This is a genomic window from Streptomyces sp. KR80 (assembly GCF_052245555.1).
In the GTDB taxonomy this organism is placed as follows: Bacteria; Actinomycetota; Actinomycetes; order Streptomycetales; family Streptomycetaceae; genus Streptomyces.
On the sequence record NZ_JBQQCD010000001.1, the window covers coordinates 191,314 to 215,202 of the forward strand.

At 67.3% G+C, this 23,889-nt stretch carries 20 protein-coding genes, 1 other RNA gene and 6 pseudogenes; 11 read left to right on the top strand and 16 right to left on the bottom strand.

Annotation, left to right across the window (positions count from 1 at the left end; genetic code table 11):
- Positions 1–14: 14 nt before the first annotated feature.
- The 8 genes and pseudogenes from ACTWQI_RS00865 to ACTWQI_RS00900 form a co-directional block, all read right to left on the bottom strand.
- Positions 15–116, bottom strand: coding sequence for a hypothetical protein (locus ACTWQI_RS00865; RefSeq protein WP_443266423.1), 102 nt, complete (start codon positions 114–116; stop codon positions 15–17).
- A 250-nt stretch (positions 117–366) separates the two neighbouring features.
- Positions 367–653 (bottom strand): annotated as a pseudogene (locus tag ACTWQI_RS00870) (arabinose isomerase); the annotation flags it as partial.
- Positions 654–661: 8 nt separating this feature from the next.
- Positions 662–838: pseudogene (locus tag ACTWQI_RS00875) on the bottom strand (Tat pathway signal sequence domain protein); the annotation flags it as partial.
- Between the two features lie 350 nt (positions 839–1,188).
- The gene (locus ACTWQI_RS00880; protein WP_443266425.1) at positions 1,189–1,851 is read right to left on the bottom strand and encodes a DUF2637 domain-containing protein; all 663 of its coding nucleotides are present in this window, start codon (positions 1,849–1,851) and stop codon (positions 1,189–1,191) included.
- A gap of 971 nt (positions 1,852–2,822) precedes the next feature.
- Positions 2,823–3,032 (bottom strand): annotated as a pseudogene (locus ACTWQI_RS00885) (transposase); the annotation flags it as partial.
- A 100-nt stretch (positions 3,033–3,132) separates the two neighbouring features.
- The gene (locus ACTWQI_RS00890) at positions 3,133–4,818 is read right to left on the bottom strand and encodes a methionine--tRNA ligase (protein WP_443266426.1); all 1,686 of its coding nucleotides are present in this window, start codon (positions 4,816–4,818) and stop codon (positions 3,133–3,135) included.
- Between the two features lie 17 nt (positions 4,819–4,835).
- Positions 4,836–5,186: a cupin domain-containing protein gene (locus ACTWQI_RS00895; RefSeq protein ID WP_443266428.1), complete on the bottom strand. Its 351-nt coding sequence runs from the start codon at positions 5,184–5,186 to the stop codon at positions 4,836–4,838.
- A gap of 54 nt (positions 5,187–5,240) precedes the next feature.
- A complete protein-coding gene (locus ACTWQI_RS00900) occupies positions 5,241–6,644 on the bottom strand; it encodes a lysine N(6)-hydroxylase/L-ornithine N(5)-oxygenase family protein (RefSeq protein ID WP_443266430.1) in 1,404 nt (467 codons plus the stop codon).
- A gap of 706 nt (positions 6,645–7,350) precedes the next feature.
- Between ACTWQI_RS00900 and ACTWQI_RS00905 the strand changes: the two genes are divergently transcribed.
- From ACTWQI_RS00905 to ACTWQI_RS00925, 5 genes are all read left to right on the top strand, one after another.
- The gene (locus ACTWQI_RS00905) at positions 7,351–8,031 is read left to right on the top strand and encodes a pyridoxamine 5'-phosphate oxidase family protein (RefSeq protein WP_443266433.1); all 681 of its coding nucleotides are present in this window, start codon (positions 7,351–7,353) and stop codon (positions 8,029–8,031) included.
- A 102-nt stretch (positions 8,032–8,133) separates the two neighbouring features.
- On the top strand, positions 8,134–9,330 hold the full coding sequence (locus ACTWQI_RS00910; protein ID WP_443266435.1) for an MFS transporter: 1,197 nt from the start codon (positions 8,134–8,136) through the stop codon (positions 9,328–9,330).
- Between the two features lie 228 nt (positions 9,331–9,558).
- A complete protein-coding gene (locus ACTWQI_RS00915; protein ID WP_443266436.1) occupies positions 9,559–10,113 on the top strand; it encodes a hypothetical protein in 555 nt (184 codons plus the stop codon).
- A 96-nt stretch (positions 10,114–10,209) separates the two neighbouring features.
- Positions 10,210–10,461, top strand: coding sequence for a hypothetical protein (locus ACTWQI_RS00920; RefSeq protein WP_443266437.1), 252 nt, complete (start codon positions 10,210–10,212; stop codon positions 10,459–10,461).
- Between the two features lie 818 nt (positions 10,462–11,279).
- Positions 11,280–12,284 (top strand): SCO1860 family LAETG-anchored protein, encoded by a 1,005-nt coding sequence (locus ACTWQI_RS00925; protein ID WP_443266439.1) that lies wholly within the window; start codon positions 11,280–11,282, stop codon positions 12,282–12,284.
- A gap of 172 nt (positions 12,285–12,456) precedes the next feature.
- On the opposite strand, the gene ACTWQI_RS00930 is transcribed toward ACTWQI_RS00925, so the two are convergent.
- Positions 12,457–12,606: a hypothetical protein gene (locus tag ACTWQI_RS00930; protein WP_443266441.1), complete on the bottom strand. Its 150-nt coding sequence runs from the start codon at positions 12,604–12,606 to the stop codon at positions 12,457–12,459.
- 428 nt (positions 12,607–13,034) lie between these two features.
- Between ACTWQI_RS00930 and ACTWQI_RS00935 the strand changes: the two genes are divergently transcribed.
- Positions 13,035–13,415 carry a DUF2267 domain-containing protein gene (locus ACTWQI_RS00935; protein ID WP_443266443.1) on the top strand — a complete coding sequence of 127 codons (381 nt, stop codon included), beginning with the start codon at positions 13,035–13,037 and terminating at the stop codon, positions 13,413–13,415.
- A gap of 112 nt (positions 13,416–13,527) precedes the next feature.
- Here the strand turns inward: ACTWQI_RS00935 and ACTWQI_RS00940 are convergent, their stop codons facing one another.
- Both ACTWQI_RS00940 and ACTWQI_RS00945 read right to left on the bottom strand, forming a co-directional pair.
- The gene (locus ACTWQI_RS00940; protein WP_443266445.1) at positions 13,528–14,940 is read right to left on the bottom strand and encodes an FAD-binding oxidoreductase; all 1,413 of its coding nucleotides are present in this window, start codon (positions 14,938–14,940) and stop codon (positions 13,528–13,530) included.
- 437 nt (positions 14,941–15,377) lie between these two features.
- Positions 15,378–15,599 (bottom strand): hypothetical protein, encoded by a 222-nt coding sequence (locus ACTWQI_RS00945; protein ID WP_443266447.1) that lies wholly within the window; start codon positions 15,597–15,599, stop codon positions 15,378–15,380.
- 216 nt (positions 15,600–15,815) lie between these two features.
- Between ACTWQI_RS00945 and ACTWQI_RS00950 the strand changes: the two genes are divergently transcribed.
- Complete coding sequence (locus ACTWQI_RS00950) at positions 15,816–15,977, top strand: hypothetical protein (RefSeq protein WP_443266448.1); 162 nt, start codon at positions 15,816–15,818, stop codon at positions 15,975–15,977.
- A 37-nt stretch (positions 15,978–16,014) separates the two neighbouring features.
- On the opposite strand, the pseudogene ACTWQI_RS00955 reads toward ACTWQI_RS00950, so the two are convergent.
- Together ACTWQI_RS00955 and ACTWQI_RS00960 are read right to left on the bottom strand one after the other, a co-directional pair.
- Positions 16,015–16,230 (bottom strand): annotated as a pseudogene (locus ACTWQI_RS00955) (methyltransferase, FxLD system); the annotation flags it as partial.
- A 321-nt stretch (positions 16,231–16,551) separates the two neighbouring features.
- A pseudogene (locus tag ACTWQI_RS00960) lies at positions 16,552–17,045 on the bottom strand (GNAT family N-acetyltransferase).
- Between the two features lie 405 nt (positions 17,046–17,450).
- Between ACTWQI_RS00960 and ACTWQI_RS00965 the strand changes: the two are divergent.
- Positions 17,451–18,329, top strand: a complete 879-nt coding sequence (locus ACTWQI_RS00965) for a DUF5707 domain-containing protein (RefSeq protein ID WP_443266449.1) — start codon at positions 17,451–17,453, stop codon at positions 18,327–18,329.
- 577 nt (positions 18,330–18,906) lie between these two features.
- On the opposite strand, the gene ACTWQI_RS00970 is transcribed toward ACTWQI_RS00965, so the two are convergent.
- Entirely contained in the window at positions 18,907–19,827 is a 921-nt protein-coding gene (locus ACTWQI_RS00970) for an EamA family transporter (RefSeq protein ID WP_443266450.1), read from the bottom strand.
- A 52-nt stretch (positions 19,828–19,879) separates the two neighbouring features.
- Between ACTWQI_RS00970 and ACTWQI_RS00975 the strand changes: the two genes are divergently transcribed.
- A complete protein-coding gene (locus ACTWQI_RS00975) occupies positions 19,880–20,404 on the top strand; it encodes a MarR family winged helix-turn-helix transcriptional regulator (RefSeq protein ID WP_443266452.1) in 525 nt (174 codons plus the stop codon).
- 40 nt (positions 20,405–20,444) lie between these two features.
- Here ACTWQI_RS00975 and ACTWQI_RS00980 read toward each other — a convergent pair.
- Positions 20,445–20,570, bottom strand: a pseudogene (locus tag ACTWQI_RS00980) (IS481 family transposase); the annotation flags it as partial.
- Positions 20,571–21,615: 1,045 nt separating this feature from the next.
- An RNA gene (rnpB, locus tag ACTWQI_RS00985) (RNase P RNA component class A) lies at positions 21,616–22,017 on the bottom strand.
- 255 nt (positions 22,018–22,272) lie between these two features.
- Between rnpB and yaaA the strand changes: the two genes are divergently transcribed.
- Positions 22,273–23,073 carry a peroxide stress protein YaaA gene (gene yaaA, locus ACTWQI_RS00990; RefSeq protein WP_443266453.1) on the top strand — a complete coding sequence of 267 codons (801 nt, stop codon included), beginning with the start codon at positions 22,273–22,275 and terminating at the stop codon, positions 23,071–23,073.
- A 146-nt stretch (positions 23,074–23,219) separates the two neighbouring features.
- Entirely contained in the window at positions 23,220–23,849 is a 630-nt protein-coding gene (gene eda / locus ACTWQI_RS00995; protein ID WP_443266455.1) for a bifunctional 4-hydroxy-2-oxoglutarate aldolase/2-dehydro-3-deoxy-phosphogluconate aldolase, read from the top strand.
- The last annotated feature ends 40 nt before the right edge of the window (positions 23,850–23,889 follow it).

Here is a 23,889-nt window from a genome sequence, read left to right on the forward strand (position 1 = left end):
CCACGAACGACATGCTACGTACTCCTGTCCCGTGCGTGCCGGTGCTCCCTCCGGCCTCCTGGGTCCACGACCCGGGCCCGGGTACCCTCGGAGACCCCCTGCGGGCGGTTGATCACGTTGGAGACCGTACCGACAGAGACTCCCGCGACCCGGCCCCGTCCTCGATGCCCACCGCCTGGCCCATCACACCGCGACGTCCACCAGCTCGAGACCGGTCAGGTCGGCGAGGCAGCGCAGGTCCGGGAGCAGCCGGCCGGTCGCGAGGGCCCAGTGGTGGCCGACTCCGCTCGCACTCCCAGGCATCGGTCCACTCTCCCAGATCGCACCCGAAGTCGACACGCGAGGTGGTATTGCTGCGCTGGGCGATGGCACCAGCATGGTGGCGGTCATGTAGGTGGTGAAGAAGCCGACGATCAGGTCGCAGTCGGCGGCCCGCAGCTTCTCGGCGGCCACCGCGCCCTCCTGCGCGTCGGAGATGAATCCGACGTCGATGACCTCGGCATCGGAGTCACGCATACGGCGGTGACGCAGTCGGCCGAGCGCCGCAACTGCGGGAGGAGATCAGGAAACTGGGGCCAGTACGCCCCGAGTCCGCCTGCGACGAGCCCGATCTTGGGCTTGCTGGTGACGACGGGGGTGCGTGCGGTGGTCACGGGGTTCCTCACTTGGGCAGAGCGAAGTCGACGACGCCGATCGGCGAGGGCGTCGTGCCGCTGGACTTCTGCTGGTACATGAACGACAGGACCCCGTCCTGGGCGAAGCGGGTGTCGTCGACCACGACCTCGCCGAAGGCGTTCAGCCCGCTGCCGTCGAAGAGGATCTTCCAGTCGGAGTAGCCATCAAACCGCCCTCAGCGCGGGGAGCTTGAATCGGCTCTCGATAACCAGTCGCCCGGTGAGAAAGCGCAGGTCAGACCTTCCACCTTCTGTGTGGTGTCCCGCCGAGGATTCGAACCTGCGCAGCATCATCAGCATCCGCGATCTCGTTCCGCGATCAGCTCGTGCGTGTCTTCGGCAAGCGTGATCGAGTGCCACACGACCAAGCTCTCACCTTGCTCAGCGAGACGGAGCCCACTGTCGCCCGTAGCACATTCCCCCAGGTGCCAACCCGCGGCAACCTCATGAGGGTGCCCCGCCCGACAACACCCGGCAAGCTTCGGCCGAGGGGCTCCTCTCCGCAGTGAGCTTCCTACTCATCCGCCGTTCCCCCATCTCGCTGCTCGTGCGGCTTCGCCGAGTGATCTCTACTGCTGGCGCGCACCAATGCAACGAGATACCTCGACCTGGCGGCACCGATCCGTAGCTCCTTGCGCAGCGTCTCGGCGGAGATGGGCCGCTGGTGCTTCTCTCGGTGCCGGGCGTCTTCCTGGTGTGCACGGAGAAGGAGGGGATCCTGTCCCTGATCAGCGCAGGCATCCGTGCCAGGTGGGACGCGGTCCCCGCCGACCCCCGCCTCGTCGGTGTGGCTCCTGTCATCTGCCACTTCGCTATCCGGGCGGTGAGACAGGAGTTCGACGGAGAGCAGCAGTGCAATGGGCGGCCAGCCGGCGACCACTATCGGCTTCCATGCTGGCGAAGGGGCTGCGGCGATGTTGGCGGCAAGGGACACCGCGATACCGAGCAGGAAGGCCGACCAGACCGCATACCGCGCACGTCGGCTGGAACGATGGGACGGCTTCAGCAGTCCGACTGTTGCCAGTAACAGCAACCCGTCTACCGACAACGGCCACAAAGCAGCGCTCATCGGGTCGGCTCCACCGTGCAAGGCGAAGTCGCGCTGGTGACGGTACGAGGCATACGCGGCCACCGCCGAGACCACCAGAGCACAACCGCGCCGGACCACCACATCCATGTCGATGCTTCTACGCTGCGATACTTCGCGTCCGGGCTGCAGGGTAGGCGGTGTCCCCGTTGGCTCGACGACCACTTACCCCACCACCAGCCTCGTCCGCTGAGCCATGGCATGCGCGTAGTAGCCAAGTCCCCCAGGGATACGTCCGTCGCACATATGGATAGTGCTAACCGGGGCTCGGCCGGCACCGTTTGCGCCTTGTGGCCACTGGTCTGTTGCAGGACGAACTGCCGGCAGATCTGTTCCTTGTCGGTGGAGGCGGCTTGGCGAAGCAGGAACAGCAAGCCGCCGAGGGCGCTGGGCGGACGCCGGCTGGAGACGGTGGTGCTGCAGAGGCTGATGTGCACCGCGGAGCGCCAGCACTTGTTGTTCTTCATGTGTGGCATCCCTTCTTCTTCGGGCGCTTCACAGATGTGGTCGAGGCCGACCGGTAACCACGGCCGCGGCGACATGGCTCGCGGCGACCATGATCACGCCGGCGAAGTTCACTGCGCAGCCGAGCGTGCGGCTGTCGGCTCACGCGGCGCAGAGCGTTGAAGAGCCCACGGAGGCTAGGGGTATGGCCGGGCGTGTGGATGGGCCCCCGCCCAGAGGGGTGGCCACGTGCGGGCGGATCGCGTGCACAAAGGGTGCACACTCGCGCGGGAACTCCCGGGAAATCCCAGGATGAGGAGGGAAGTGCGGCGGCACGCCAAGGGCTCTGACAAGGGAGTATTCCCTGGTCAGAGCCCCAGTGGCAGACGAGTCGAGCTGTACGCCGCGTTCTGTTGATGAAAGCTTTTGACCTGTACCGACTCCGCCAGAGGGCGGCTGACATGCGGAAACAGCTCTCACCAGTTCTCAGCAGAGCGGAACTGGAAAAAAATCGAAGTCCCGCTGCGCACGTACGAGCGCCTGCTCACTAAGGGCTGTCCCGTAAATGATCTTTGGGGTCGATGTGGATAGGGGTGGGCGCTGTGCGATCCGTTCGCCTATCCGGCGAGGACGAGATTGTGGAGGCGGGTGATGCCGCGCATGGCGTGGTGCACGCCGTCGCCTTTGAGGCGGCAGTCGCGCAGGATCTTCCAGCCCTTCATGTCGGCGAAGGTGTGCTCGACTCGGGCGCGGACCTGCTTGTGGGAGTGGTTGTGTTCCTCTTTCCAGGTCGGGAGTTCGGTCTGGCCGCGGTCACGGCGGTGAGGACCGATGGACAGGAGTCGCGGATCGGCCAACGGATGACTGAACACTCCGGCGCCCACGACAACGGCGGTCCCGGTCATGCGAGTGCTCACCCTCTTTCCCTTACGGTGCCGGTTGGCCGGTGGGCGTGGACGATGCCCCCATGACGGCCTGCTCCAGGCCATCGGGGAGCGGGGCGAAGAAGCGGGCCTGAGTGTCGACGCGCTGTCCGGCCGGGAGCGGACGGAATCCGTCCCAGCGGGGGTTTCCGGAACATCCCAGTGCCGTCCAGAGGTGGCTGGCGAACTCGGGCATGATCGGGTAAGCGAGTTGGGCGAGCGCGCCTGCGGCGGCTGCCTCGGCGGCGAGCGCGGCGGCTGCTGTGTGGGGTTCAGTGTCGAGGGAGCGTGCCTGGCCCATGGCGAAGTCGTACGCGGTGCGGGCCAGTTCGCTGAGCATGCGTGTGGCACGGCGGGGGGAGAAGCCGTCAGCGGTGTAGGCGTCCAGGCATTGCGCCGCGATCCGTTCGACGAGATGCAGGAAGTGTTGGTGCGACCTGGTGGGGGTGGTGGGGAGTTCGGGGATGATCCCGTCGGCGTGTTTGTCGAGTCGCTGGAACAGGTCGGTCAGCCAGTGCTGCCAGGTGCCGGCGAGCTCGCCGTCGACCAGTTCGTGGAAGCGGTCCCAGGTGAAGGAGGTGCGCCAGGTCTCCGGTCGGTCGTGGGCGAGGACGTAGCGGGCGGTGTCCGGGGGGACGGCGGCGAGCAGGTCGTTGGCCCAGATGGCGTGGCGTCGGCTGGTGGAGAATTTCGAATCCTCCAGCTGGTAGAACTCGTTCGTGAGCAGGGCGGAGGGCAGTCGCACGGACGGGTCGTAGGCCATGAGCAGCGCGGGGAAGAGCACGGCGTGGAAGTATCCGTTGTCGAATCCGAAGAACTGGGTGATGTCGGTGGCGGGGTCGTCCCAGACCTTGCGCCAGTCCTGCGGGTCGCGGCCCCTGGCCTGGAGCGCCTCGGCGAGTTCGGCGAAGTATCCGGGGACCATCTCCGCCCACACGTAGATGCGCTGGTCCTCGAATCCGGGCACCGGCATCTCGATGCCCCAGTCGGTGGGGTGGCTTACGGGGACGTCTGGAAGGCCGTCGGCGATCATCCTCGCGCACAGGACTTCGAGTTGCGGGCTGAGGACCGCGGTCGAATGAAACGTGCGCAGTCGCTCGGTGTAGGTGCTGAGGGGGAAGTACAGCTGCTGGTATTCGCGTTGCTGTGGCGGTTTTCCGCAGCCGTTGCACGCCGCGTCGACAAGGTCTGTGCATAGGTTGGGCAGTGCGCAGTTCTCGCAGGAGTTGCCGTCGCTGGTGGCTCCGCAGGCCGGGCATGTGCCCGTCACGTGGGCCTCGAAGAGGTAGCGGTCACATGTGGGGCAGTACAGGCCAGCGGCGGAGCGGGCCTCCAGCTTGCCCTGCTCGTGCAGCGTTATGAAGAAGTCCTGAACGATGCGGCGGTGCAGGTCCGAGTGCTGCGGGCGTACGTAGGAGTCGGTGGCGAAGCCTGCCGAGGCGAAGATGCGGGCGATCTCGTCGGCGAAGTCCTGCGCCATGACCAGCGGCTCGACACCCGCCTTGCGTGCCTTGGTCGGCACATAACTCTGGTGCACATCAGAGCCCGTCAGGAACAGTCCCTCGTCCCCGAGCAGTCGGCGGGCCCGGATGTAGATGTCGGCACCGGAATAGGGGCCAGCGAGGTGTCCCAGGTGCAGGTCCCCGTTAGGGGTGGGCGGTGCGGCGGTCACCAGGGCAAAGGAACGCATCGTGTGCTTCTTTCGGTTCACAGGTCTATGGGGCCGTGGCCGGTCGGCCAGTAGATGGACAGGAAGACGAGTCGGTTGGTGTCGCTGCTGTTGCGGACGTGGTGCCGGCTTCCCGCCGGGATCAGCACCGCCGTCTGGGGACAGATGACGCGCTCCTCGTCGTTGATCGTCATCACGCCGGTGCCGGAGAGGAAGACGAACATCTCGTGTTCGTCGTGGTGGTGCGGATCGGTGGTGCCGTGGGGCTCGACAACGGCACGGCCAACCCCCCAAGGGGCGAGTTCTTCACCGCTGTTCGGGTACAGCTGCTGGAATCGGATGCCATAGGCATCGATCAGCTGCTGCTCCCCCATGTCTCTGATCAGCATGGAATGCCTCGTAAGCGTTCTGTATCGGGTGATGGGCTGGAGGGGCCGCCTGGTCTAGGGCTGTTCGCCGGTGAGGGCCATGGAGGCGACGCGGTCATCACTTGCGTCGGTCGCTGTCTGGGCGAGGCCGAAAGTTGTAAAAGCGGAGCGGGCGGGAAGCCGGAAGGTCTCCCGTCCCGTCACAGCGTTGACGATCGTGGCGGCCCGGTATGCCCCCATGCCCAGGTCCGGGGCACTGGCGCCGTGGGTATGGCGCTCCGCGTTCTGAACGAACACCGACCCGGGCATCCGGGGCTCACAGACCAGCCGGTAGGCGCGGTCCACCAGAGCCCGGCCCGATGAATCACGTACGAGGCGCGGCGCGAGGTCTTCCAAGAGTCCTGACGTGGGCCGTTCCCTGTACCCGGTGGCTAGCACGAGGGCGTCGGTGATTACCCGCGCGCAGCCGCCCTGCTGCGTGTGCTCAATCTCCAGCTCAATCCGGCCTTGCCTGCGCTGCGCGGCGACCACTTGCGTAGCGGGCAGCAGGGTCGCATCCGGCCAATCGGCGTCCACGCTGCGGCGGTAGAGCTCGTCGTGGATCTCTCCGATGGTCTGCGTGCTGATGCCCTTGTACAGCCGCCACTGCTCAGCCGACAACCGGTCGCGGGCCGACTCGGGAAGCTGGTGGAAGAAGGAGACGTATTCGGGTGTGAACTGTTCAAGCCCCAGCTTGGAGTACTCCATCGGCGTGAAGGCGGGAGTCCGTGCGATCCAGTGCAGCCCTTCACGACCCGTCGGCCGGGACTTGAGCAGGTCCAGGAAGACCTCAGCCCCCGACTGGCCTGAGCCGACCACGGTGATGTGCTGTTTCGACAGCAGCTCCTCCCGGTGGGAGAGGTAGTCCGCCGAGTGCAGCACCAGCTCCGAGGCTTCCTGGTACAGGTGGCGGACGGCGGCCGAGATGGCGGGTGCGGTGCCGATGCCCAGGACGAGGTTGCGGGCCTGGCAGCTTCCGGCGTTCACGTCCTCGCCGTCCGGGTCCTCGAAGACGTAGTCGACGGTGAAGACCTGCTGTGCGTCATCCCAAGCGATGGCGTTGACCTGGTAACCGAAGTGGCAGTGGGGCAGTTCGTCTGCAACCCAGCGGCAGTACGCGTCGTACTCGGCGCGGTAGATGTACGGCCGCTCGGAGAAGAAGAAGGGGAAGAGCCGCTTACGGGACTTCAGGTAGCTCAAGAAGGACCAAGGACTGGAGGGTTCGACCAGACTGACGAGGTCGGCCAAGAAGGGCACCTGAAGCGTTGCCCCCTCGATCAGCATTCCCGGGTGCCAGTCGAAGCGCGGCTTCTGCTCGAGGAAGGCCGTCCTCAGCCCCGGCACCTGATCGGCCAACGCCGCAACGGACAAATTGAACGGCCCGATGCCAATGCCCAACAGGTCAAGCGGTTCCTCCTGGGGAGACCACGGTTCCTTCATAACGTCCTTTCCGTTCCACCACCGGCCCCGCTTGAGCGGTGCGCGCCATCGCGGGTCGGCATGTTCCAACGGCAGCGCCTCAGAGATGCGGGCAGGGAGAGATGCACATGACTGCCCGTGTGGATGGCCGGCGGACCAGGTCCCCTGCCGGGAATGACACGGAACGCTGATGGATGGCCGAGCACGTGCGTCAGACACACCCCCACGGTCAGCAAGGGGAACCTGACGACGATCGCGATGGCAGCAGAACACCCATAGGTGAGCCACCGCCCCCGTCCGCCGGTGATCACGAGCCTGGCACACGACTGAAGCATCGGCAAGATTATCCGCAGCGATCAAGCTGATTCAGAACTGATTTCGTTGACCTATGGCGTTCAGACAGTCGATATCGGTAGCGTAAGGCCGCATCTGGCCCCGACCTGTGGGTCAGGCATGCCATGCCTGGCCGAGGTCTGGACGCCCCTGCCTGTCTGCGCCTCCGCGGCACGCCCGAGCGGTGCGCTGCAGGCAGGTCGGGCACACCGTGTTGCCGCGCCGACCCATCCCCGTCGGAGGCCGCCGACACGCGTCCTCGGCGGGACCGGTTCGTCATGCTGGGGGCCGCCTGGGTGGTGGCTGTCTTCGGACGCACCAGCCACATCCCCTCCGACGGGTCCGCCACGTTGTGAAGTCCTTTAATGACCACTGCACTTGTGAAAGAGCTGACGTGAACAACAGCCAACTCCCCTCCACGCTGCCGGAGACAGAACGCACCCGTCACCGCCGACTGCGGGAACAGGGAAGCCTGGATCGATCGGAACTCAACGCGATCCTGGAGGCGGGCTTCATCTGCCACTTCGGGGTGGTCATCGACGGACACCCGATGGTCGTACCGACCGTCTACGGAAGCGACGGACAGAACCTCTACTTCCACGGCTCCGTCGCCAGCCGCAGCCTGATCGCCTCGCCTGAGGCAACAGTGTGCGTCACCGTCACGCACGTGGACGGCCTGGTCCTCGCACGATCGGTCTTCGAACACGGCGTCAATTACCGCAGCGCGACGATCTACGGAGTCCCCCGCCTGATCACGGATCAGGAGGAGAAAATGGCCGGGTTGCGCTGTCTGACCGAGCACGCGACACCCGGACAGTGGGACTACGCGCGGCAACCGAGCCGCAAGGAACTGGCGGCGACCGCCCTGCTCGCTCTGTCGCTTGAGGAGGCGTCGGTCAAGATACGCACCGGCGGTCCCGACGATGGCGATGGACCCGACGCCGCACTTGGGATCTGGGCGGGCGTACTCCCCCTGGTCACCACGTGGGGTGAACCGGAAGCCGACCCCCTTCTCCCAGACGGGATCGAAGCGCCCAAGCACATCACCGCCCGCAGCAACACCCGTGCCGGCTAAGCCGGATCGTCCCTTCATCACGGCCCCTCTGGCACCTTCACCAGTGGCAGGCACCAGCCGAACAGAGAAGACGTAGTCCCGAGGAAAGGATGAGAGTCCGGCGTGCCCTCAGCTCTGTGGCTCCTCGCGATCGGCACCTTCACGATCGGCACCGATGCCTTCGTCGTCGCTGGCATCCTGCCGGACATCGCAGCCGACCTGCAGGTGTCCGTGGGAGCAGCCGGCCAGCTGGTGACCGCCTACTCCCTCGCCTACGCCGCCCTCGCCCCCACCATCGCCTCCCTCACCCGGTCGGCCTGCCGCCGTACCGTGCTGGTGGGGGCCCTTGCGGCCTTCATCCTCGGCAACCTCGTCTCCGCGGCAGCGGACCACTACATGCTGCTGCTCGCGGGCCGTATCCTCGCTGCGGCCGGAGCCGCCTCCTTCACCCCACTGGCCTCCGCCGTGGCCTTCGCCCTCGCCCCCGAAGAACGGCGGGCCAGGGCGCTCGCCGTCATCATCGCCGGTTTCACCGTGGCCACCGCGCTCGGCATCCCGCTGAGCACCTTCACCGGTGCGGCCTTCGGCTGGCGAGCCACCTTCGCCGGCACCGCTGGTATGGCAGCGATCGTTCTGCTAGGGGCGCTCGCCCTGCTGCCCCGCCTGGGCCCCGCGGGTAGGAGCCCCCTGCGCGGTCAACTAGCCGAGCTGAGAAACCCTGCCGTCGCGCTCACCCTCGTGGTGTCCCTGCTCGCGGTCACCACCGAGCAGGTCGTCTACACCTACATCGTCCCGGCCCTGGCAGACGTGGGACACGAATCGAAGCTGGTCACGCCCATATTGCTGCTGATCCTGGGCATCGGCGCCGTATCCGGCAACGCCATCGTGGGCCCCGCCATCGAGCGCCTGGGCGACCGCACGGTGCTGCTGATGTCGGTCGCCGGCATGACCGTGACCCTCGCTCTGCTGCCCCTATGGTCCCGCGCACTGCCGACAGCGGTCGCAGCGATGTTCCTTCTGGGAATGACCGGGTGGATGTATCCCGTACCGCAGCAGCACCGCCTGCTGTCCCTGGCCGGACCCGGAGGACCCGTCATAGTCTCGCTCAACAGCTCCGCCCTGTACGCGGGCGTCGCCCTCGGCGGCCTCCTGGGTGGCGCAGTCATACACATGGCCAGCCCGCAGTGGCTGGCGGCCCCAGCAGCCCTCCTTGGTGTCACGACGCTTCTCATCGCCGCTTACAGCTATCGCGCCACAGCGCCACTCGGGCCCGCCCTCCCGGCCAGTACGTCGCCGCAACGCGATCAGATTCCCACGTGAAGCGCCGGACGCCAGCACCACTCTGGTGTCAATTCGCTCCACGCATGGTGCCAACGTGCTCAACCCCGCCTGTCCGGACTCCGTAAGCCGACGGCCCGCCGAGTGACCGACGGGCCATCGGCGTTTTAGTACTTGATTTGCTTCCCGTCCAGGTAGCTCAGCACAGCTGGCGAGTGCATCACCCGCTGCTCACACAATGAGATCGAGCACTACCCACAGTGGAGCACCATGCAAGCCAGAACCGCTCTGGTCACCGCCGTCGCCCTCGCCGCCGCGCTTACGGCGTGCGGTGATGACAACGGACGTCCGCCGCCAGCGACGGAGACCGTCACCAGCCCCGAAGAGACACCCAGGCAGACGGAACCGGAAACCAGCCCCGAGGCCGAGGAAACCGGCGAGCAGACATTGTCGCTGACCGAGACAGCCACATTCCAAGACAATATCCAGGTGTCGCTGTCCTCCTTCACCCGCGCCGTCTCCAGTGGCACCGCGTCCCCGGCGAACACACCCTACGCGAGATTCACCATCAAGATCACAAACGGCGCCGACAGGACCATCGACCTGAACGTTCTGACACTCCAATGCCTCTACGGGGACCCGGGCATGAAAGGCGACCAGATCTCCGACGAAGGGCTAGAAGGAATCCCGACAACCCACCTGCTCCCCGATCGCTCCATCACCGCCCAACTGGGATGCGAGCTGCCGAGGAACGAAACGTACCTTCAGATAGAGATCGCGCCGGGCCTCGCCGATCCGGCGATCTTCGCAGGGACAGTCAAGTAGGCGGGCCACGCCCGACCACCAGTTGCCGTTGAGTTCCCTCCAGCCCACACAACAGAGCAATCGCCGCGGGTCAAAGATCAGAAACAGCCTTATTACATGAACGCAGGCACGAGCGTCCCCGTCACCAAGACCGACGACACCGACGGGTGGTACTGCTACGCCGACAGCAACGTCCCTATCGTCACGCAGTGGGACGACGGGAAGCACACCGGCACCAAGCCGGGGAACTTTTCCACCAGTTCCTCATCGATGCCCTCCGCCAACGCCACCTGCCCAGTGGTTGCAACCGTCACCGCTGCCTCAGCGGCCAGCAACATGACCAAAGAGACAGCTATTCGCCGCACATGACGCGTAGTGAAGACGACACTGCGGCGACGGCCCTCCAAGGACCGTGGCCCCCCACGCCCACCCGAAGTGAGCCAATGTCTGCCCATTCTGGACTCCGTATCTCTTGATCGTGGTGATCAGGCGAACCGGAAGGTATCCAGAGAGAAAAGATCAAATACGAGGACAGAGAAGCACATAGAGGACTACTCGAACCCAAGACAACAATGTGACGTGCGCCATAGTTCGGGAGGTCGGGAACTGACTCACGCGCGTTGCAACCCGCCAGAAGCAGTCAACCCCCTTTATTCCTAAGCACCTTGTGCGCACATCGTGATCACTGTGACGTCTCATCAGCCAACTGCGATGAAGGGCAGGTATCGCATCGAAGTCCACGACAACACGGGACGGCCTACCGGTCGCCGATGGCTCAAGTCGACGACGAGACCGGGGCGCGGACTGCTGCTTGTCGGCGAGCTGCCGGACGCGTGGGGAGTGGAGCGGCTCGAGCCGGTCGGCAAAGTCGTGTGGGCGGAGTTCAGGGTGGATGGCTCGTGCTCCCCACCCACCGCGCAAGATCTCGCGATCGGAGCGGCGCCCCCTGGCACAGCTGCGGCGAGATGTGAATGCCTCGACCTTCGTCATGCCGAATGAATAGGGCGAACCGTCTAATCATGGTCTCTGGGCCGAAACGAGGCTAGAAAGTTGCTAACGAGTTACTGCCGTAGATGTCGCACTGTGACTGCCTAGGCGCCATGATCTGCCAGTCGAGTCGTCGGCGGGCGCGCTGTCCTGAGCACAGCGGCGCCGGCGGCCGCGTTTCATTGGTGGGGGTCTCTCAGATGTACACGCATGTCTTCGGCGTGCCCGCACGCCCAGCCGTTCTCCTGGGCGCCGCAGCCCTCGTGGCCGGTGGCGCACTCACCGCCGGCCCGGCCTACGCCACGCCGTCGGAGCGCTCCGGTGCCACCGGCAAGGCGACCGCGGTGGCGGCGCGCGCCAACCTGGACGTCTCCGTCAACGGGGTCGGCAACGTCCCGGTCACGGCGGCTCTCAACGACGTGACCGCTCCCGGGGACGCGGAGCGGACGCTGCTCACCGCAGAGGTGAGCGGTACGAACAAGGGGCAGCCTCTGACGCTGGTCAAGGCCGAGGTCGCCCGCGCCAGCGCCAAGGCGAACGCGCACCGTTCGGTGGGCGACGTCAAGCTCGTCGGCGTCCGGGCCTACGCACCTGGCCTGCCCGCCAGCCCGCTGCTGAGCGCCGACGTTCTGAAGGCCACTGCCTCCTGCGTGAAGGGCAACAAGCCCCTCGCGAAGGCCGCACTGACGGACAACGTGGCCGTCTTCGGCAAGCCGGTCGCGGTTGACCGGCCGGGCAACCAGCACGTCGAGGTGCCCGGCGTCGGTACGGTCGATCTCGTCCTGGAGCATGCGACCACGACGGACAGCACGGGGGCCGCCACCGCGCTGCGGCTGACGTACACGGTGAACCCGACGGCCGTGGGCGTGGTGAAGGCATCCGGTGAGATCGTGCTCGCCGAGGCCACCTGCACGATGCCGGGCGGCTCCGGCACCAACGGCGGTTCAAGCAGCGGCGGCTCCGACGGTGGCGCGACCGACGGCCAGACGTCCGGCGGGTCCGCCGGCTCGAACGGCGCCGAGGGCGGCGACTCCGCGGGCGATGGGCCCGAGACCCAGACCGGCGACGGCGGCAAGGACCTCGCTGCGACCGGCAGCAGTTCAGCCACGCCCGTCATCGCCGGCGTGGGCGGGGCGCTCGTCGTCTTCGGTGGCGCAGCGATGTACCTGATCCGCCGTCGTCGCAGCACCGCTCAGGACAGCTGACTCAGCCCCGGTCGCAGACTGATCACTCGGGCCCAACCAACCTGATGGAAGCCCATCGCCGCCCGAACCTACGGGCTGCGATGGGCTTCGCCCTTTGCGCACGGACAGCGCCGCGACGAGAGGCCGTTCGAGACCGCGGGCCAGTCCGCACGGTCGTGTGGGTGCCAGGCGCCTACGGCAACGTCCGCGGATCCGAGCGGAACGGGGTGACCAGCCCGAGGCGCAGGAGGGCGATGCCGATGCGGCCGGAGTCCTGGTGGAGGGGGCGGGGCAGGCGGATGAAGGCGTAGCCCGCGATCAAGGGGATGGCGATGGCGGGCACACGTTGCCCGGGCGGTCGTCCACCGTGCGAGGGTGTAGCGGCGGTCGGCGTGGGCGGAGAGATAGCCCAATGCCCATGGAAGTGCTGCGCCTGGTCGGCCTGCTCGGGCCCCCTGAAGGCCCGATGGCCACCCGCGCCGAACAGGCCTAAAGCACCACTCCCGTCCCCCTGGGGAAGGCACTTCGTGGGCGAGGGTCGGCGTCGGTGCGTCCACAGCAAGCGGGCGGGCGTGGAGCCGAGCGGACCTCTGAATCGGCTCCCGGTCACAGGATGCGGTGGTGTCGTCAGGCGGCATCGCTGCTCTCCCCGCGTGTGCGATGTGGGGGCGCTGATCACGATCCGCTGACGGGCCATTCGCTGGTCAAGGGACGCGCATAGATGAGCAGCTGTTCGATAACCCGGAGACTTGATCGTCGTTGTGCCGAGGCATGAGCTATGACCAGTTTCTGGCCCGGGTTTGTGACCGCGGTGGGTACGCCAGCGTGGTACAGGCCGAACTGGTGATCAGCGCAGTGCTTGAGGTGCTTGCCTCCCGGCTCTGCTCTCGCGTGGCGCAGGGCCTTGCCGCTGAACTGCCTGCGGTTCTGGCCGAGGTCTTCGAGAGCCGCCGGGAGGGAGAGGCGGAGTCCTTCGGCGTTGAGGAGTTCTACCGTCGGGTGGGTGAGCGGACGGGATCGAAGGCAACCGCGGGGTGGGATGTCAGTGCGGTGCTGACCTCTCTCGCCGAAATGATTCACGCTGACCAGCTTGAGAAGATCCTGAGCCAACTGCCCTCCGGTTACGCCCCTCTGTTTGGTGAGCCGGAGTAGCCGGGCTGATGTTGCGCGGGCCTGTGAGAGCACGGTTCCGCTGAGGCGGCGCAGTGGCGTGTCTTCGGGGAGGGCAGGTCGTTAAGGGTGGCGCGACTGCGCCACCGGGGTCTTAGCTGTTGCTCGGCTTCGGCGGAACGTTTGCATTGAGGCGGAAGAGGTTCGTGGGGTCGTATCGCGCTTTGACCTCCGTGAGCCGCTCGTAGTTCCTGCCGTATCCCTCGTGCAGCAGTTGCTTGCCCTCCTCGAGGAAGCCGGGGAAGTTGAGGTAGACGCCGCCGCTGGAGAACGACCCCACGTCGGTGAAGGCCTCCCGCACCCAGGCCAGGTTCTTGGCAGAGTGAGCCGCTTCCTGCCAGTTTCCCTCGATCCCGAGCAGGTAGGGGGCGTTGCGGTTGGCGAAGGCGGTCTCCTGCTCGCCGACGCGGGCCATGGCGCCGCCCTGGTACCAGACGTCGATGGTGTTCTGGGGCGAAGGCGCTGTGGCGGCGTGCTCGGCGAGCCGCTCGATCAGCTCGTCGCTGAGCTCGGGCACGTTCATGGACTTCCAGTAGTAGCGCCAGCCGTCGGGGTAGTCCTCATCCAGGATCGCCTGCGCCTCCGTGTAGGGCATGGTGCCGCTGAGGTCGCGGATCGGGTCGGCGATCTCTCGAAGCGACCGCAGGAGTCGCTCGCCCTCCGCCGGGTCACCCGGGTACGGCGCGAGCAGTGCTATATAGCCCTGGCCGTGCGCCTCGGGCGGGAAGTCCCCCGTCTCCGGGACCTTCCCGAGGATCCCGATCGGGGCGAAGTCGTCCGGCCTCTGGGACAGGTAGCGCTCGCAGGACCGCAGCACCTCCTTGGCTCGGGCTGCGGGGTAGAACACGAAGCAGAAGAAGACCTCTGGCCCGATGGGATGCAGGCGGTACTCGAACGAGGTGACCACGCCGAAGTTGCCGCCACCGCCGCGGATAGCCCAGAAAAGGTCCTGATTCTGGCTCTCGCTGGCGACCAGGAGGCGCCCGTCAGCGGTTACAACCCGTGCGGACAGGAGATTGTCGCAGCTCAACCCGTGTTTACGCCGGAGCCAGCCCATTCCCCCGGACAAGGTCAAGCCGGCTATCCCAGTCGCCGTCACCACGCCCAGCGGAGTGGCAAGCCCATGGCGCTGAGTCTCCCGATCGACGTCCCCCAACGTGCAGCCACCCTGCGCAACCGCCCTCCGCCCCTCCGGGTCCACATCGACCCCTCTCATCCCCGACAGATCGATGACCAGACCACCGTCACAGACCGCGTGACCGGCGACGCCGTGTCCGCCCCCGCGCACGGCAACCAGCATCCCGTTGTCACGGGCGAAGTCGACCGCGGCGACTACGTCTTCATCGCCTCCACACCGAGCCATCAGCGCCGGACGCCGGTCGATCATCCCGTTCCAGAGCTCGCGCGCCGACTCGTAGCCCGAATCCCCGGGCCGGACGAGCCGACCCCGCAAGCGCGAGGCGAACTCCTCTACGACGGCATCAGCAAGCGTGTGCTCCCCGCTCATGGTTCCCACCTCCACGGATCCCGGCCCGGGGATCGTCAGGCTTCCGGCCAGTAGTCGGAAACACCGCCGCGCCACTCGATCAATTCCGGATCGTCGATGGAGCAATCGCCCGCCCGCAGTCCCGCACGGCGGATGAACTCGACCAGGTCGGACAAGCTCTCCGCGGGGCCCACTCGCTCACCGCGGATGGTGACGCGGCGCAGGCCGCCAACCGGGGGGACACGATCACGGGTGCCCCCACGGCCATACATCCAGGCTGCACCACAGACGCCACGGCCGACACTCGTGCGGCTCCTGCCCGCAGCGCACATAACCACGTTCAGTAGTCATGCCTTACAGGGATGAATGGTGCCCGTGCGCGACGACCTGGCAACACGAAGCCGCCCCCTTGGGTCTGCCGATCAGGGGACGGCTTCTTCTTTCCCTATCGGGCGTACCTAGCGTCTTGCTCTGACCTCGTACCAAGTCCAGGGCAGCTCTGGGCGCTGAGCAGCGAAGAGGTCCAGCCGCCCGTCGTCGGGGAGTTCCGCCTGGAGCTGATCGACGAGCTGTTCGTCTGAGCAGCAGCCAGCTACGCAGGCAATGGCTGCCTCGCTGCCGTCGCGCAACGTGACGATGTGCATCGTGAGCGGCGTGACTTCGGTGACGTCGCCAGGCATGTGCAACTCCCCTCGCTAAGCCACGTGGGGGTTAATTGATCATGATCCCCTCCGGGGCATCTGCTGGTCAAGAGGCGTGCACAGACCAACAAGGAGCCCCGGCCATCCGTCACGAGGAAAGCGGGCAACCGGGGCTGTTTGATGGACTCAGTGCCACGCTCAGCCGAACGGCTCTGCTGACGCGCAGTGTGAGCTGCACGAATCTAGCGTGGCGCCATGGATACCGTGGACTACGACATCAGCACGGAGGAGGCGGCGGCCCTCTGGCAATTCGTGGACCGCCTGGACGATGGCCACTGGCCCGGCTTCGACGATCTTGCGGAAGAGCTGGGTGACGATGTGCTGGCGCTTGTTCAGTCACTGGAGGACAAGGGCTGACTAGTCGTGACGAGAACGTACAGGCGCGGCGCAGCCGTCACCGTCGTGGAAGACCTGACGGCAGAGGCCGCCAGCGCAGCGGAAGCACGAGACAGCCACCGACGGAGAGCTGGTCCCACCAGGCGGCGGGAAGGTCCCACACACCGACCGTGGCGATCATCCGATCGACAGGGGTGTACTCGCTTGCCCTGAGTGCGCCGTCCCGCGTAATGATCCGTACGTCGCCGTATCCGGCGGCGTCCAGCATCTTGCGGGCGTGTGCGGCGGTGGTCGGACTGACGACGTTCTTGTTCGGTTTCCGGAACGTATGGACCTTGGCACTGCGCTTGGGCCCAGGTAGTGGATCTGTCGGTCATGGGTCTGCTCGGGGCACTCGATACCTCCCCTGCACGGCGCGCATCCAGAACAACTCCGTCCTGCACGACGATTTTTGGTCTTCTCAAGCGTAATGACGTTGGCGTCACGTAACCGACGCTCGGCACCCCGCCACGACGTCGGCCCCGTCCTCGTCACCGGCCAGCCCTACCGTCGGCCCCCACCAGAAGAAGGTCACCAAACCCGGCCGACGTGAAGTTCAGCCAGAGGAGGGTCTCTTCGCCATGACGTGTTCTCTCCACCCATCAGCCAGCACGTCACCGAGTTGTCCCGTGTCTTCAAAACCATGGCGCCGGTACAGCGCGGTCGCGTGATCGTTGCCGGGCGCAACCGCGAGCTGCAAGACCTCCGCCCGCCCCTGCAAAGCCCACTGCCCAACCGCCCGAACCAGGTGATCCCCCACACCATGTCCCCGTGCCTCCTCGCTGACCCACAGGGAGATCAGCTCGACGGCACCATCACACGGGCCTGGGAAGCCGCTGACCATCCCGGTCGGCTTCCCATCGAGTACGGCGAGGAAGTTACATGAGCCGGGGATGCTCAGCCGGGCACGCCATCGCTCCTCGCGGTCGCCATCACCCTGCCAGTCCGCGAGCCTGGACCCGAAGGCATACGGCGCCTCAGCAAGCGCGGCCAGCCTCAGCTCGCGCCACCTGGCCAGTCGTCCGCTGTCAGGACCCGCAACTCGATCATGCAAGGAGGCTGTCGCAGAACGGGGTCAGCAGCAACCCAATCGCGTCCCCGGCTGGCCGATCAGCTGCCGGAGCAGCTCGTCGGAAGTACCCCGGACGGACGGGGTGACCTGAAGGACGGCATAGCCCGCGTTGAGAGGCACCGCGCACCTCCCTTCCGGGGATTAGAGGAGGTGCACAGAGTTGGCACGGGACCGTTGGTTCGACTGACCCGCCGGTGCCGTTTCCTGGGCGCGGCCTGCTGTGTCACCCGTCCATTGGCAAAAGGGTTCACCGATCCTTTACCGTGCGTACAACCATGCGTGGATCTCCCGAGTCTGATCCGTGGAGTCAGCAGACTCCTAGATCGCTGGGCATCGCGTGACAGTCAAGAAGCGCGATGCCCCTTCTCCTCATGGGGAACTACATGCGCATTCGTTCCACCGTGGCCGCCGCTTCCGGCGCCCTCGTTCTCGGGGCCCTCGTGGTCCCGGCCGCCCACGCCAACTACCAGCCGGTCGAGAGCCTGCACAAGGCGAACGCCAGCGAGCGTTTCGGTCCCGCCACTGCGGCCAAGTCGGCGTTCAGCACCTCACAGGCGGCCGAGGAGCCGGTCGTCTCGAACGTCACCGTCAACGCGGGCAAGGACGTCGTCGTCGGTACCACCAACCTGAAGACCTTCACGGTCTCGCTGACCGCCAGCCACGCCTCGGGCATCCAGGACGCATACATCGACCTGTGGCACGGCTCCGATGTCGACAACATCGACGGCTACCTCGGTCCGAACCAGGAAGCCGCCACCTGCACCGCCAGCAGCGCGACCACGTCGACCTGCAAGCTGACGATCACGGCCGACCCGCAGGGCGCCCCGGACATGAACGGCCTGTACGCCAACGCGCTGGCCGGCACCTGGCACGTGACCGCCGCCGCGCTCGCCGGTGATGGCAGCTTCTACTGGAACGACTACTACAAGATGCACAAGGTGAAGCGTTACGCCAAGCTCACCACCAACGCCTCTCCCGAGCCGGTTGCTAAGGGCAAGAGCCTCACCGTCACGGGCAAGTTGACCCGGGCCAACTGGGAGACGAGCACCTACAAGGGCTACACGAACCAGTCGGTGACGCTGCAGTTCCGTAAGTCGGGCTCCAGCACTTACAGCAACGTCAAGACGGTGACGTCGAACAGCTACGGCGACCTGAAGACCACTGTGACCGCCACCTACGATGGTTACTGGCGCTACAGGTTCGCCGGCACCTCGACCACCGGCTCCGCCACCTCCACGAGCGACTACGTCGACGTGCAGTAGCCGGTCGTCCCCGCGGCACACGCTGCGCGGGCAAGCGGTGGCCGACCCACCCCCACAGGCACTCCAGGGCGGCCGCCGCCACCGCCGCGTTAGCGACCGTGGCCCAAGACATCGTGATGCCCACCAGCTTCAGTGCGAAGAAGCGCCGGAGTCCCCGTCACGACGAGGAAGCAGGCGTCCGTCCCCCGCGGCGACGAGGCAGATCCGCCACCACTGGCCGCGGTCGGTCAGGTGAAGGAGGGCTCCGAAGGCGGTGCGCCGCCCTCGTCGAGGGGGTTGCCGTCCTCGTCGATCCGACAGTGCTCCCGGTACGCGCTGAACAAGGGCCCAGAGCTTGTACTCCGGCATGCGGATCTCCCGGAATGCCGCCCACTGGTCGCCGAGCGCGGCCTCGAACCCGCCGACCATCGCACGGACGTCACCGGCAGCGGATTGTCACCGCCATGCAGCTCCATCCGGAGCACCCGCCCGCACACGTCACACGCGTCCAGGACCGGTCCGTCGTCGGCGTCGTCCTGGTCGACGAACTCGTCCTCGTACGGATCCGTGCCGGAGCCCTACCCCGCATACCTGAGCCTCACCGGGGATTGCACATAGAGGGCTGTCGCGCGGGACACTCGTCAGATTCAGGATGGGGAGGTGCCTGACTGCTGCCGCGTCGGCCCGCGCGCTTGGGCCGGCCGAGGACGACTCCGGCCAGGACGAGTACCAGCCCGCACAGTTGCTGGACCGTCAGCACCTCTCCGGCAACCGCTGTGCCGAGCAGTACGCCCGTAACGGGGTTGAGCAGTCCGATCAGACCCACTGTCCCCGCGGGCAGGTGCCGCAGCCCGGTGAACCAGGCGGCGAAGGCCAGCGCGGTGGCGACCAGGGCGACGTAGCCGAACGCCAGGAGCGCCGGCGTGGAGAGCGCGGGCGGAGGGCCCTCCACGGCTGCGGCGAGTGGGAGCAGGAAGAGACCTCCGGCGGCGAGCTGCCAGGCGGTCGAGGCGAGCACATCGGCGCCGGCACTCCACCGCTTGGCCACGATGTGGCCGAAGGACGACACCAGCATGGCTGCGGCCGAGACGAGGACTCCCGGCACGCTCGCCCCTCCCACCCCCGTGAGCAGCATGAGACAGACCCCGCCGAGCCCGATCGCGGCGCCGGCCAGGTGCGCGATTCCGGGCCGCTCGGACACCAGGGACCAGGCAATGAGCATCATCGCCAGCGGAGACACCGCCATGACGGTCGAGGCGACGCTCGTCGGAAGCAGCTGGGAGGCGGCATAGACGAGAACGAAGAACACGCTCACGTTGAGCAGCCCCAGCACCGCGGACCGCCACCACCACGCGCCGCGCGGCCGCTGCCTGCACAAGGCCAACAGGACGAGGCCGGCCGGCAGCGCCCGCAGGGCAGCCCCGTACAGCGGACAGTCCGCCGGCAGGAATTCGTGCGTGACGAAGTAGTTCGTCCCCCAGGCCACCGGTGCGACCGCGGTCAGAACCACCCAACGCATATTAGTTTCCATGGAAGATGACATAGCTTCCCGGGAAGCTATCATGGTGTGCATGGAACACCGGCAACCGCTGGACCGCGTAGCGCGCATCCAGGCCGACTGGCGCCGCGAACGGCCCGACGTCGACGTCACCCCGCAAGGAGTGATCGGCCGACTGCACCGCCTGTCCGACCGGCTCACCGAGGAACTCTGCCTCGTCTACGGCCGCTACGGTCTCAGCGAGGGAGAGTTCGACGTCCTGTGCGCCCTGCGCCGCGCCGGGGAGCCCTACGAACGGGCACCCGGCGAGCTCGCCGCGCACACCATGGTCACCACCGGCGCGATGACGAAGAGAATCGACCGCCTGGAGCGAGCCGGACTCGTCACCCGCCGCCGTTCCGACGACGACCAACGTGGCCGGATCGTCGCCCTCACCAGACCTGGACGCGAACTGATCGACCGAGCATTCACCGACCACATGCACAACGAACGCCACCTCCTGGATCTACTGACGCCCAGCGAGGCCGAGACACTCGAAACGCTGCTCACAACCTGGCTCTCCCGCCTGGAACATCCGCGCACTCCCGGCAGCGACTGACCCGCCACCCCTCCCGAAACGCGCCCTCGAGGGCGAGGCAGCTTTCGGGCTTGGTCAGCCGGGCGGTGATGCCGTGTGGCCGGCAGACCCGCTCGGACATCACCTCCACCGGCAGCGGCTTGGCGTAGCGGCCGGTGAACTGCTTGCCGTTGTCGGCCAGGACCTCGGGGCGCCGCGCCGCTGCCGTCCCACGCCACGGTCCACCGGTGGCTTTGACACGGTCGGCGGAAGAGCGTCAGAAGCGCGCAAAGGAAGTGGGATCCGCCTTCTCCCGAGCCCTCCGGATCCGTAGAGTCACTCGCAAGGCCCACCTCAAGTGCGGACCTCCCAGTCGCACTGCCGGGTTTCCACCCCGGGTTCTGAACACGCCCCCGGGGCGGGCCTTCGCCGCCACCCGGCGGAAGCGCCAAAGCGCCTCCCCGCGTCGCGCTTGCGCTCGGTCCGTCGGCGGCGGAGCTACACCGCCGACGGACCTCACCGCCGCTCGCCCCGTCTCGGCCGCCATCTCGAGAAGCTCCTCGACACCCCTCAAGCAGCCTGAGCGACCAGGCGATCGGCCAGCTCGCACAGGAGGCGAACGGTGCGGTCCTCGTTCGCGATGGGGGCGGCCGGGGCGAGCGCGGTGCGGTCGTAATAGCCACCCGGGACCAGAGCTCCGCCGCGCCCGGGTCGGCAAGAGAGCGGGCCCGCCAGCGCTGTCGTATAAGGCGCGGGCTCAAACTGGCCTGCATTGACCGTGTTCCCCGCTCGTTCTGGCACTCACCTGAAACGGTGGGTGGCTGGGGTCACTCGTACGTGAGTGCCGCGCTCAATGCACGTGCGAAGAGGGCCCAGTCGCCGTCGGCTGGCATCTCCTAGCCGACGTTCCGGTACCAGTTCGGGGAGGCCTCGATCCAGGCCGCCAGGGCATGGGACGACAGAACTCACAACCAACCGCAACTTTGCATAGATGAACGGACGGCCGCTTCCTTCAGGGGAAGGCCAGTCCTGCCACCTGCGGGCCGTGCCGGACAATACTCTGAGTACAACGCCGAGATGTCTCCGCACCTCAACGCCCCACCCGACCTGCGGAAATCTCCGCGGAACACCCGATAGCCCTGAAGTACACGCCCGAGATGTCCGCCGCACGTCGACGCAAATGCGACCAGGATTCGACCCGGCCGGAACGTTCACAGCAAGAAATAGCCTCTGACCTGCGGAAATACAGGCGGCAGACGAGTCGAGCTGTACGCCGGGTTCTGTCTCCGCCGGGTCTCGCGGCCCGGTGGGAGGCGGCCATCCATCTAGGACTGCCGTTGCCGGCAGCCTCGTGCGGTCTACCCGCGGACTCGGGCGGGCAGCCCTCGAGCGTCCGCGCAGGGCCATCGGTCGATGACCCCTCTTGACCTTGCTCCGGGTGGGGTTTACCGAGCCGTCCGAGTCACCTCGGACGCTGGTGGTCTCTTACACCACCGTTTCACCCTTACCGGGTGCCTTTCGGCCCCGGCGGTCTGCTTTCTGTGGCACTGTCCCGCGGGTCACCCCGGGTGGGTGTTACCCACCACCCTGCCCTGTGGAGCCCGGACGTTCCTCGGCAGGGCCCAAGGCCCCGTCGCGGCCGCCCGCTCGGCTCGTCTGCCGTGCCGACCATGGTACCTGCCGGTCAGGCCGGGTGTACGCGACCTGCTGTGCGGCCGGTCCCTGCGCGGTTGGTGTGCGGCGGCTCGGGCGTCGGTTCCAGGTTCGGGCGTCGCCTCCCGCCCCGCCGGTCCGGCTGTGGCGGCGGCTCGTCCGCGGTCCGCACACCGGGGACATGAGCCCGCGCCGGTCGCAGTTAGGCTGCGGCGCCGGGGCCGCACCCCCGCATCCTCATGTGAAGGAGATCGACTGTGCTCGTGCTGTTGCCGCCGTCCGAAGGGAAGGCCGTTGGCGGTTCCGGGGCGCCCTTGAAGGCCGGGGAACTGTCGTTGCCGGGACTCTCCGCCGCGCGGGCATCCGTCCTCGACGAGCTGGTGTCGCTGTGCTCGGGCGACGAGGAGAAGGCACGCGAGGTGCTCGGGCTCAGCGAGGGTCTGCGAGGCGAGGTGGCCAAGAACGCAGAGCTGCGGACCGCACCCGCCCGCCGGGCCGCCGAGATCTACACCGGCGTGCTGTACGACGCCCTCGGCCTCGCCTCCCTCGACGCGCCTGCGCGCGAGCTGGCCGGGCGAGCGCTGCTGGTCTTCTCCGGGCTCTGGGGTGCGGTACGGATCGACGACCGGATCCCGTCGTACCGCTGCTCGATGGGGGTGAAGTTGCCCGGCCTCGGCGCACTCGGTCCGTACTGGAGGGAGCCGATGGCCGAGGTCATGCCCGAGCTCGCCGGGGACGGACTCGTCCTGGACCTGCGCTCCGCCGCGTACGCAACCGCATGGAAGCCCAAGGGCGAGGTCGCGGAACGTACGGCCACTGTCCGCGTGCTGCACTCGCGGGTCGTGGACGGCGTCGAGAAGCGGTCGGTCGTCAGCCACTTCAACAAGGCGACCAAGGGACGGCTGGTCCGGGACCTGCTGGCGGCGGGTGCGGAGCCGGAGAGCCCGGCGGCGCTGGTGGACGTCCTGCGTGGGCTCGGCCACATGGTCGAGGCCCAGCAGCCCGCGAAGAGCGGCCGGGCATGGCAGGTGGATGTCGTCGTGACCGAACTCCACTGACGACGCAGGACGGCACCCCCACCGACGACGGCGGGCCGTCCGTGCAGGACCACGTCATGCGGGAGTACGCGGAAAACGTCAGCAGGCTGGTTGCAATATGTGCAACGTGCGTTGCGCAGCGCGACGTGGCTCGGCAGGATGACCGCATGGATTCCGTGCTCGACCTCGCTGCGGTCATTCCGGTCGTGGTCCTGGAAGACGCCGCCCACGCCGTGCCGCTCGCCCGCGCGCTGGTGGCGGGCGGCCTGCCCGCGATCGAGGTCACGCTGCGGACGCCCGCCGCCCCGGCGGCGATCCGCGCCATCGCCGACGAGGTGCCGGAGGCACTGGTGGGCGCGGGCACCGTGACCTCGCCCGAGAGCGTGCGGACGGCCCTCGCCGCCGGATCCCGCTTCCTCGTCAGCCCCGGCTGGACGGACCGGCTGCTCGACGCGCTCAAGGCCTCCGGAATTCCGTTCCTGCCGGGGGTCTCGACCACCTCGGAGGTCGTCGCCCTGCTGGAACTCGGGGTCACGGACATGAAGTTCTTCCCCGCGGAGGCCGCCGGCGGCACGGCGTATCTGAAGTCCCTGGCCTCGCCGCTCCCCGAGGCCCGCTTCTGTCCCACGGGCGGCATCGGCCCGGACTCGGCGCCCTCCTATCTGGCCCTGCCGAACGTGGGGTGCGTCGGTGGCACGTGGATGCTGCCGCCGGACGCCCTCAGGGCCGGGGACTGGGGGCGGGTGGAGCGCCTGGCCCGCGAGGCCGCGGCGCTCCGTGCGCCGGCCGCGCGCTGAGGCACCGCGCTCCAACGCGCGTGACGCCTCGGGCCATGGG

Coding starts and splice junctions, on each gene's coding strand:
- ACTWQI_RS00880 (WP_443266425.1), bottom strand. CDS start 1,851: ATGGATGTGGTGGTCCGGCGCGGTTGTGCTCTGGTGGTCTCGGCGGTG.
- ACTWQI_RS00890 (WP_443266426.1), bottom strand. CDS start 4,818: ATGCGTTCCTTTGCCCTGGTGACCGCCGCACCGCCCACCCCTAACGGG.
- ACTWQI_RS00895 (WP_443266428.1), bottom strand. CDS start 5,186: ATGCTGATCAGAGACATGGGGGAGCAGCAGCTGATCGATGCCTATGGC.
- ACTWQI_RS00900 (WP_443266430.1), bottom strand. CDS start 6,644: ATGAAGGAACCGTGGTCTCCCCAGGAGGAACCGCTTGACCTGTTGGGC.
- ACTWQI_RS00915 (WP_443266436.1), top strand. CDS start 9,559: ATGCAAGCCAGAACCGCTCTGGTCACCGCCGTCGCCCTCGCCGCCGCG.
- ACTWQI_RS00920 (WP_443266437.1), top strand. CDS start 10,210: ATGAACGCAGGCACGAGCGTCCCCGTCACCAAGACCGACGACACCGAC.
- ACTWQI_RS00925 (WP_443266439.1), top strand. CDS start 11,280: ATGTACACGCATGTCTTCGGCGTGCCCGCACGCCCAGCCGTTCTCCTG.
- ACTWQI_RS00935 (WP_443266443.1), top strand. CDS start 13,035: ATGAGCTATGACCAGTTTCTGGCCCGGGTTTGTGACCGCGGTGGGTAC.
- ACTWQI_RS00940 (WP_443266445.1), bottom strand. CDS start 14,940: ATGAGCGGGGAGCACACGCTTGCTGATGCCGTCGTAGAGGAGTTCGCC.
- ACTWQI_RS00945 (WP_443266447.1), bottom strand. CDS start 15,599: ATGCCTGGCGACGTCACCGAAGTCACGCCGCTCACGATGCACATCGTC.
- ACTWQI_RS00950 (WP_443266448.1), top strand. CDS start 15,816: ATGGATACCGTGGACTACGACATCAGCACGGAGGAGGCGGCGGCCCTC.
- ACTWQI_RS00965 (WP_443266449.1), top strand. CDS start 17,451: ATGCGCATTCGTTCCACCGTGGCCGCCGCTTCCGGCGCCCTCGTTCTC.
- ACTWQI_RS00970 (WP_443266450.1), bottom strand. CDS start 19,827: ATGCGTTGGGTGGTTCTGACCGCGGTCGCACCGGTGGCCTGGGGGACG.
- ACTWQI_RS00975 (WP_443266452.1), top strand. CDS start 19,880: ATGGAACACCGGCAACCGCTGGACCGCGTAGCGCGCATCCAGGCCGAC.
- eda (WP_443266455.1), top strand. CDS start 23,220: ATGGATTCCGTGCTCGACCTCGCTGCGGTCATTCCGGTCGTGGTCCTG.